Here is an 8,046-nt window from a genome sequence, read left to right on the forward strand (position 1 = left end):
CTCGTCCTTTGGGACAATGTCACCGGGCAATTGCTGCACACGCTGACCGGCCACACCGGCAACATTGCCTCGGCGGCCTGGAATCGCGACGGCAAACTGCTGGCCACGGCCGCGGCCGACAAAAACGTCTGCCTGTGGGACGTCGCGTCCGGCAAGCTGCTGACCACGCTCAAAGATCACACCGGCCCGCTCGAGGCCGTGGCCTGGTCGCCCGACGGCAAAACGCTGGCCTCGGGCGGCTACGACCCGCTCATCCGCCTCTGGCAGCCTTCTGGAAAACCCATCGGTGAGCTCAAGGGCCAGGCCGGCGCGGTGACCCAACTCGCCTGGTCGCCCCGCGGCAACCTGCTGGCCTCTGGCGGGCCCGACGGCTCGATCTGCCTATGGCGCAAGGACCGCAAGCAGTTGCAGACGGTGCTCAAGCCTGGCACTGCGATCCAAACGCTGGCCTTCAGTCCCGACGGTTCGGCCATTGCCGCCGGCACCAGCGAAGGCTTTGTGCAGTTGTGGCAGACCGCCAATGGCCGCCCGCTGCCCAAGACCGTGTTGGATCAGCGCCGCAGGGCCGGCGGCGTCAATTCGCTGGCCTGGTCGCTCGACGGCACGCGCATGCTCGTGGCCTGCCAAGGCCGGCGTTCGATCGATCTGTGGAACCTGCAAACCTCCGCCACCCAGCGGCTGGGCACCGACGTGCGCGGCGACTATGTCGCCTGGTCGGCGGGCGGCTCGCTGATGGTCAGCGGCACACGGGACAGCATGGTGCAATTCTGGGACAGTCGCGACTCTCAGCTTCGCGGCCTGATCTTCGACGAGCTCGACCACATCGTGCTGCTCAGCTCCAACGGCAACTACCGCATCGACCCCGCCTTCCAGCCCCAATTCCTCTTCGTCCTCCAGACCGAAACCGAGCAAACCAACCTCACCGTCCCCCAATTCGAAGCCAAATACGGCTGGAAGAACACGCCTGGGCAGGTGACGTTCGCGAAGTGAGAGACAATCGGGCTGGTCTCGGCTTTGTCGAGCGATGGACGTTTTAGACCAGGCTAGAATTCGCGTTCTTCGTCAATCTCTGCGCGGCCTATGCAGCTCGTTAAGCCTTCAATATATCTGGTCACCCACCGAATCACCGTCGGGTTCCTTTCGTCGACCAACCAGTCGCGTGCTTCTTCGCGCAAGCCGCGGTAGTGGGCGCTTTCCGGCCCACACCAGCTGCGCGCGTGGAAATGCGCATTTAACGAGCCGCAGATGCCCCTGTCATTCCCGTACCTTGCAACGAAGTCTCGCGTTAGGCGGCCTGCTACCGTTGTGTCCAGGGTTTTCGGCAGAACATGGGCTAGCCACGCACCCCGGCGGTTGGCGTCTTTGTCAACCCATGAGAACAAGATATGGGCGGGAATATATTGGATAGGGCCGGGTTCATTGTCGCCTACTAAGCGATTGGCGCCTTGCGACAGCCAACGGGTGAAGCCGTAGCTGCGCATTTCGTCGCATTCCTCGAAAACCTCCGAAATGCACGCAAATGACTGCTCTGGGTCTTGTCTGAGCACGTCGCTCAGCAGGGCCTCTCTGTTTGAATTGAGGTCCGTTAGTAGCGACGACTCGTGCGCGCCGTTCCGCAGTAATGCGCCAAAGAATTCCCACTTGAGGCGCGGGTACTGCTCTAGGAACGCTGCCGCGAGCCGCGACCAGTAATATGAGGCTTCATGTGTTGCATGTCGCTCGCACATTGCACCGTGAGTCAGCAAGTCGAGCACCAATTCCTCCGGTAGCGCGCGAGCGGTGTCGCCTTCCATGAAATAGCTGTGCGCGATCTGCACCGCGCTCGCCCACAGCCTCCCAGTAGGGTTCTCAAGGAGGAGAGCGATCATATCGACGACTGTTGACTCACGTAGCCCTTTAAGCTGCGGCGCGAACCACCAGCGCCCCAAACGTTCTACGCCCTGCCTGCCCGCTCGGCAGTTGGAAAGAATTTTTGTTGCGATCCTATCTGATATGCCAGACGCAATAACGATGTCCGAAAACCGCTCGGCGAGTGAATCGTCGTCAGCAAGTTTGATGGCCACCTCCTCCCATTTTCCCGCGTCGCGCTCGAAGATGCCGGCGAGGTAGCCGGAGAGAAACGGCGTCTCGAATCCGCTACCGTCCGAATACCGGGAAACTATTTGGCCGAGCAGCGCGGATTCCGGATCGCGCCTCGATACTCGGTATGCGAAGGCGTAAGCCGGATTCGATGCCTCGCGGGCAAGCCAATGGAGTTGTGCGCGCAGCTGCTCAGGATTCCGAGTGGCTTCGTCCGCCAGCTCGTCAAGTGCCGTGCTCCATGGTGCTCCCTGGCCGTATTGATCCTCCCACGTTGCAAAGGCGACGAACCGCTGTAGCTTCGAGCCAAAATCGTGACCGTTGAGGCGCGTTAAGATTGCCTCAAGGCCAACTCGCACTTCGGCGCGGAGCTTCTCCTTTTCGTTCCGAAGTTGGCGTTTGACGAACTCGACTAGCGCCGGGGTACCGGTCCCGGCAGCACTCGCTATCAGATTCAATGTCTCAACAACACTGTCCGTCAGCGGCGGGATGTGGATCGACGACCATGCCGCAGCGACTAGGGTGGCGCTGACACGTGAGCGATCTTCCCCGTTCAAGCAAGCGAGTTTGCCCACAAGCAGATCCCATACTGCGCGATGACATTCCCAGAGTTCGCCGTAGGTTTTAGGTGTCCAGAACTCAAGTTTTCTTTGTAGCCCTTGGTGCTCAGGCCCGATGGTTCGAAAGCTTGTAAACGTGTCAAGTGCTTTCTCGCACGCTTTGAGCGCAAGCTCCCTACGTTTGGACGAGGCAGATTTCAGTGCTTCGTCTAAAAAGGTGAGGCGAGCGCCCGGATCAGCCTGAGTTGGAGCGAATCCAGGGATAAGGCTGAAGAGTTGCAGGAACACGCCCGTCGCATTGTTTGCGTTTGTTGAGTTCTCCGCTTCTGCGAGCATGAGTAGAAACTCTGCTGCCTCGTCGAAGTATGCGCTTTGTACAGCTATTTTCTCGAGCGCCCAGACCAGAAACTGTCGAGGCTCGCGCAGACGCTGTCGGGCGTCAACGCTCATCTCACCAATTGTTCGTCGAAGGCAGCGAAGGGCGGCATCAGGTCGCGCTTCGCAGAGCACGTCGACTATGCGACCACTTTCGGCACAATCGGGAAATGCGCCGCTCGGAAACAGGCTCTCATCCTCAAGGACGCCGTCAATCGCGCGGCCCGCCTCCGGTGAATCGCCTGCGTACCGGAGCATCCGCACAAACCAGTTACGCAGCGCGGGCGGCATCCCGGAAAGGGCCTCGACGATGTCGAAACTGTAGTTTCTCCAGAACTCGCGGAATAAATGAACGTGCAGAAGACGCGGCGTCAAATACAACGTCGTGACACCTTGGAGAATCCGCCTCTGCCGCAACGTAGCAACGACCGACTGGAAGCGTGGCCACGTTAATCGCGGATCACAGTTTGCGCACAGCTGCGCAATGAATTCGGCCTCCTTCACGACGGGCCCGCCGAATCCAAACTTCTCAAAGAGTGCGACGTGACGAAGAACAATCTTGCGTAATTCGACCTCTTCGGAGGTCGGATCGTCGTGGCCCACGACGAAACGCTTCCAGACATCGACTGTGGCCGGTGGTTGCAATAGATCGTTCCGATTCATTTGCAAGTTGTCACCGATAACATGCGCGACCCTCGGGCAGCCTTGGCAGTAGCCTGCCCAACGCTCCGCCTCGTGCTTTTCGATGCCGTGGCCCATTATGATCGCGGTAATTTCTTCCGGCCCAACGGGCGCAACCGGGACGATTCGCATACTATCGTCGGACGTATCGTCAGGGCCGTGGTCGATCGAAATCACGCGGATGCGGCCGCCCTTTGACTTAAGCACATTCCAAAGCTCGGCGCGGTCGTTGTTAGGGCACTCGTCAACTACGAAGACAACAAAGCGATGGTCGTCCGATTGGACGAGTTCATTGATGAATGGGCTCTGCAGAAGTGTGCGGCTTTCGCGGACGTATAGAGTCAGTGGAGCAATCTGCTTGTCCCTCGTGATCTCGAACGCGAGCCGTGTTTTGCCAACGCCGGGCTCCCCGATTAAGCGGATGTGGGGCGTTTTTCCGGATATTAGCTGCTGCCGCAGCTCTTCAACCAATTGATTCATTTCCGGGCTGTATCGAACGTCAGGCTGCATGTCGTCGTCGTTCGACCAGGATTGATGCGGTCGAAACCCCTGGTAGTCGTGTCCGCGAAGACGAAGGCACAGCGACGGGTACTGGTTGAACAGGCCGACTAGATGCGTTTGACCCCAAACATCGGCCTTTGCGTTCGGGTAGCCGCATTTGGCGAAGAGTTCGGCGAGGTGCAGACGCGCGGCTCGCAACTGGCTGTCGACCGGATCCTTGCCGAAACAGACATACACAAAACGCCGGCCTCGCCGAAGCGCGTCTTGAACGCCCGACCCAAGATTTGCGAATTTGATCGGTTTTTTGCCGAATAAGTCGGCTTCAAGCCGCTTTGGCTGCGACGGGGAAAATGCGCCCGTCTTTATTTGAAAGCGAGTCCCTGTCTCCAACAGGTCATCGCCGACGGCTTTGGCGCCAAACTTGTCGGAAACGGACGCATCGACGCCACCATCTGGCGTCGAAATGTCCTCCGAAATGTTCACTGCTGTCGTAGGAATACCCCGCGAAGCAGCTCGAGCAAATAGCAGCTCCCGAAAGGCCTTCACCGCCGCCCGTTCGGTGAGGCGGCCCAGTAGTTCACGGTCGATCGAGAGAATTGAGTCAATCCCCGAGGACCGCGCCAACGCTGCCTCGCGTGGCTTCCGATTTTTTGCAATCTCGGCGGCGTACTGAGTGAGCGTCTTAAGGTGCCTGGCTATTGCGGGACGCTCCCCCTGCTTGACGCGACTTATTTGCCCAGGCGAGACGCCCAAGCGATTAGCGAGTTCCTTTTGCGTGACCCCGAGGTCGTTCAATTCGTCAATTAACTGGGCAAAAGCGACGTTAGCTTCGTTCCGCGTGTGCTGGAGCTTGGTTGGTTTTGTCATGCTTTTCCACTGCCTTTAGACTTGTGGACCAAAGGTCGCTGCTGCACGCAATTTGAATTGCGGCAAGTAGTATTGCGGTCATTTGAGATTGCGTCAAGCCCCGAGCGCGCAGCGGCCGAGCCGGAAACCGAAACGCGGCGGAAGGCGGTCACTCATGGCCACACTTAACCCGCTGTTGTCTGTGTTGTCGGTGGCCAGCCGGTTCCGCTGGGTGTCGAGGCGAGAAATGACTGGAAGCCCCGGCGCTGTTGACATTCGCCAAGTGACGCGGCCAAGCCGCCGCCGCGGACATCGACAGGGCGGTCCTTGGTTCAAACGGGGTACGGCGTTTGCAATTCAGGCGCGAAGCTGTAATCCAAGAGCCAGGAACGGCATTCGTTAGTTGAAAACTTCGGGCGTCGGTGCGGCGAACTTGGATTCGCTGGCAGCAGGCAGGCTTTTGGGGAGGCAGCGGCATGGCAAATTCGGATATTCCGTATCGGCGGCTGGGGAGCACGCGGGAGAATGTGTCGGCGATCGGCGTGGGCGGGTGGCATCTGGGGTTGAAGCATGTCGATGAGCAGCTCGCGATTCGAATTGTGCGGACGGCTGTGGACCGGGGGATCAATTTTCTCGACAACTCGTGGGACTACAACGGCGGTGAGAGCGAGATTCGTGTGGGCAAGGCGCTGCGCGACGGATACCGCAACAAAGTCTTTCTGATGACCAAGATTGACGGCCGCAGCAAGAGCGAGGCCGCCAAACAGCTCGACGAGTCGCTCAAACGGCTCGGGACCGACTGCATTGACCTGGTCCAGCATCACGAAGTTATCCGTTTCGAGGATCCGCATCGCGTCTTCGATCCGGAGGGGGCCAACGCCGCACTGCTCGCAGCCAAGCAGGCTGGCAAGCTCCGCTATATCGGCTTTACCGGCCATAAGGATCCGCGCATCCACTTGCACATGCTCGAGGTGGCCGACGAGCACGGTTTTCATTTCGACACGGTGCAGATGCCGCTGAACGTCATGGACGCACACTACCGCAGCTTCGGCACGCTCGTGCTGCCGCGGCTCGTCGAGAAGGGCATCGGCGTGCTGGGCATGAAGAGCATGGCCAACGGCATCATCCTGCGCTCGAAAGTGGTGAGCGCCATCGAGTGCCTGCACTACGCGCTGAACCTGCCCACCTCGGTCGTGATCACGGGCATCGACAGCATGCAGATTCTCGACCAGGCCTGCGAGGCCGCCCGCACGTTCCGTCCGCTGAGCGAAAGCGAGCTGCAAGCTCTTTTGGCCAAGACCGCACAGGCGGCGGCCGCCGGCGAATTCGAACCGTTCAAGACGACGTCGATCTTCGACAGCACCGCGATGAATCCCGCCTGGCTCGGCCCCGAGCCCGAGCGCGTGCAATCGCTCGTGCCTGCGGAATAAAGCCTACGGATTCCCCCGCTGTTATGGCCCTTTAAAGACCGTTCCGTCTTTCATCACGAAGACCACGCTGCGCATGATGTGGATGTCGTCGAGGGGATTGCCTTTCACGGCGACGATGTCGGCGATCTTTTTGGGCTCGATGGTGCCGAGGCGGTCTTCGATCTTCAGCAGGCGGGCGGCTTCCAGCGTGGCCGATTGCAGGGCTTTCATGGGCGGCATGCCGCCGGCTATCATCAGCTCGAACTCGCGGGCATTGTCGCCGTGGGGCGAGACGCCCGAGTCGGTGCCGAAGGCGATCTTGACGCCCGCGGCCTGGGCCTTGGCGAAGGTGGCGCGGATCACCGGACCAATGGCTGCCGCTTTCGGGCGGACGATTTCGGGAAAATATCCGCGTTCCTTCGCCTTTTCGGCCACCCATTCGCCGGCGAGGTTGGTCGGCACCCAGTAGGTGCCCTTGCGTTTCATCAACTCGATCACCTCGTCGGTCATGAAGGTGCCGTGCTCGATCGAGTCGACGCCGGCCAGTACCGCCCGCCGAATGCCCTCGGTGCCGTGCGCGTGGACCGCGACGGTCATGTTGTAGTCCTTGGCCGTGGCCACGACCGCGCGCAGCTCGTCTTCGGTGAACTGCGGGTTCAATCCGTTGGCCGCCAAGCTGAGCACGCCGCCGGTGGCAGTGAGCTTGATCAAGTCGGCGCCGTCCTTGTAGCGCTGTCGGACCGCCTTACGTGCGTCGTCGGCCCCGTTGATCACGCCGTCGAGCGGCCCGGTATCGCGGCGGTAATCCCCGCGCAAGGCGTTGGTGGGATCCGCGTGACCGCCGGTAGTGGCCAGCGCCTTGCCAGACGTAAAAATGCGCGGGCCGGGCACCCAGCCCTGCTCGATCGCCTTGCGCAGCGCGATCGAGTTCACGCCGTTGTCGCCGAGATCGCGCACGGTGGTAAACCCGGCCAGCAGCGTGACGCGCGCATACACGGTGGAGCGCAAGGCATAGTCGGCCTGCTCCATAAAAAACCGCTCGGTGTACGAATCCTTCGAGTGCTGCGACATCAGGTGCGTGTGCATGTCCATCAGGCCCGGCAGCACGGTGCAGTCGGTCAGCCGGATGAGCTTGTCGCCATCCTTGGGCTGGCGATAGCCTGCCACAACGCTCATGATGCGGCCGTCGTCGATCGTGATCGACATCTCCGATCGCGGCTTGTCGCTGCGGCCGTCGATCAATCGGCCGGCATGGATGATCGTGGCGGCCTGCCCCGCGGTTGCGAGGCACAAGCTACAAGCCACTGCTACGAACACGCTACGGCGCATGCGATCACCTTTCAAACAATGGAACATAAGCCAAATCGAGTCCGAGCCGGCTGGCTGCGGCCCATGTCTCCGCTCACCGGGCTTCCCAGATGCGGACGTCGTCGAAGAGCACGCCTTTGCCGGAGACGGTGAAGTGGAAGCTGGTTTTGGTTTCGTGGGCGATGCCGGGCGACTTGAGATACCCGGCCGGGCGGCCATCGAGGCTGACGCGCATCTGGTCGCCGACGATCTCGATCACGACGTCGTGCCATTTGCCCGGCTCGATC

General features: G+C 60.5%; 5 protein-coding genes. 2 read left to right on the forward strand and 3 right to left on the reverse strand.

The window, feature by feature from the left end; translation table 11 throughout:
• Positions 1–990 (forward strand): WD40 repeat domain-containing protein (locus VGG64_23615; GenBank protein HEY1602613.1); only part of this gene is annotated, 990 nt, incomplete at its 5' end.
• A gap of 53 nt (positions 991–1,043) precedes the next feature.
• Here the strand turns inward: VGG64_23615 and VGG64_23620 are convergent.
• Positions 1,044–5,063 carry a helix-turn-helix transcriptional regulator gene (locus VGG64_23620; protein HEY1602614.1) on the reverse strand — a complete coding sequence of 1,340 codons (4,020 nt, stop codon included), beginning with the start codon at positions 5,061–5,063 and terminating at the stop codon, positions 1,044–1,046.
• A gap of 455 nt (positions 5,064–5,518) precedes the next feature.
• On the opposite strand from VGG64_23620, the gene VGG64_23625 reads away from it, so the two are divergent.
• Positions 5,519–6,472, forward strand: a complete 954-nt coding sequence (locus VGG64_23625; protein HEY1602615.1) for an aldo/keto reductase — start codon at positions 5,519–5,521, stop codon at positions 6,470–6,472.
• A gap of 21 nt (positions 6,473–6,493) precedes the next feature.
• On the opposite strand, the gene VGG64_23630 is transcribed toward VGG64_23625, so the two are convergent.
• Together VGG64_23630 and VGG64_23635 are read right to left on the reverse strand one after the other, a co-directional pair.
• Positions 6,494–7,780 (reverse strand): amidohydrolase family protein, encoded by a 1,287-nt coding sequence (locus VGG64_23630; protein ID HEY1602616.1) that lies wholly within the window; start codon positions 7,778–7,780, stop codon positions 6,494–6,496.
• 73 nt (positions 7,781–7,853) lie between these two features.
• On the reverse strand, positions 7,854–8,046 hold a 193-nt coding region (locus VGG64_23635), incomplete at its 5' end, for a hypothetical protein (GenBank protein HEY1602617.1).

The sequence above is a fragment of the Pirellulales bacterium genome (assembly GCA_036490175.1).
Lineage (GTDB): Bacteria > Planctomycetota > Planctomycetia > Pirellulales > JACPPG01 > JACPPG01.